Raw genomic sequence first — 1,189 nt, forward strand, 5'->3', positions numbered from 1 at the left:
CATGGCCATTGGAAAACCACCACTTTCACCGGTGCGCTGCGCCTGACGGGCATGACTGCGCCGATGGTCCTGGACGGTCCCATGACCGGCGAATGCTTCGCTGCCTATGCCCAGCAGGTTCTGGCGCCAACGTTGCATCCTGGTGACATCGTCATCCTCGACAATCTGCCGGCGCATAAGGCAGTGGCTGCTCGTGAAGCCATCGAAGCGGTTGGAGCGAGCATGCTGTTCCTGCCGCCATACAGCCCCGACTTCAACCCAATCGAAAACGCCTTCTCCAAACTCAAGGCTATCCTGCGAAAAGCCGCCGCCCGAACTATCCCGGAGCTATGGCATGCGATACGTGACGCGTTGCCACGCTTCACTCACGAAGAATGCGCAAACTATTTCACAGCTACCGGATATGAGCCAGAGTGATCGGATTATGCTCTAGCCGCTCGGCGACGTCTTCACCGATCTGATGAAGCGGACCGCTGCAGCAAGGACAAAACTTGTCTTCGATATCGACAATCTGCTCGATCCGCTCGAGGTGCGCGGGTAGCGAGCCGCGGTTAGTCTTGCGGGGCAGGTCGCTACGAGCCCGCGGTGCAAGAGCCTCTCTGGCAGCACGGGCATGCCCAAGAGCGATCTCGACATCTTCCAGTCCCAACTGCAGCTGATCGGCATCGAGATGCTCGGACCGGCGGCCGAAACGGTGCCGCATGAAGGCGTCGATGATCGACTGAAGGCGCTCGATCTCGGCGTCTGCCTCGCCCTTGGCAACGCCCAGTTCTGTCAGCCTGGCCTCAGATGCTATCCGCTCCTCCACCAACATCCGGGACTGCTCCAGAACGAGCGCGCGGAGCGCGTCGATATCGTCAGGCAGGTCCGCTTGCGTGAGCATAGAAAGAGTGAATCAGTAGGGCAAAGCCCCGTCAACCGGCAATCTGCGGGGCCTGCGGCCGACGGCCGCCATGGACCCTGCGCCAGTCCAATCCTTCCAGAAGCGCGCCAAGTTGGGCAGCGGAAAGGCGCATCACGCCGCCGCTTACGCTGGGATGGGCGTGTAATTACAATTTTGTCACGCTTTTTGCCGGTATTTCGGGCAGCGTTATGAACGCCAAAAAGGGCGGTCCTTCACCGGATCGCCCTTTTTGAGTGTTTGTTTTGTGAATGGGTTTTGTGCGTGTGTAACAAAGCGCGAGCTATA

1 protein-coding gene and 1 pseudogene are annotated in these 1,189 nt (G+C 59.3%); one reads left to right on the forward strand and one right to left on the reverse strand.

The window, feature by feature from the left end:
• A partial coding sequence (locus BMX92_RS26715; protein ID WP_143066935.1) for an IS630 family transposase occupies positions 1-417 on the forward strand: 417 nt, incomplete at its 5' end.
• Position 418: 1 nt separating this feature from the next.
• Here the strand turns inward: BMX92_RS26715 and BMX92_RS26720 are convergent.
• A pseudogene (locus BMX92_RS26720) lies at positions 419-883 on the reverse strand (IS66 family transposase); the annotation flags it as partial.
• Positions 884-1,189 lie beyond the last annotated feature (306 nt).

Origin of the sequence: Sphingobium sp. YR768 (assembly GCF_900111125.1) — a bacterium.
In the GTDB taxonomy this organism is placed as follows: Bacteria; Pseudomonadota; Alphaproteobacteria; order Sphingomonadales; family Sphingomonadaceae; genus Sphingobium.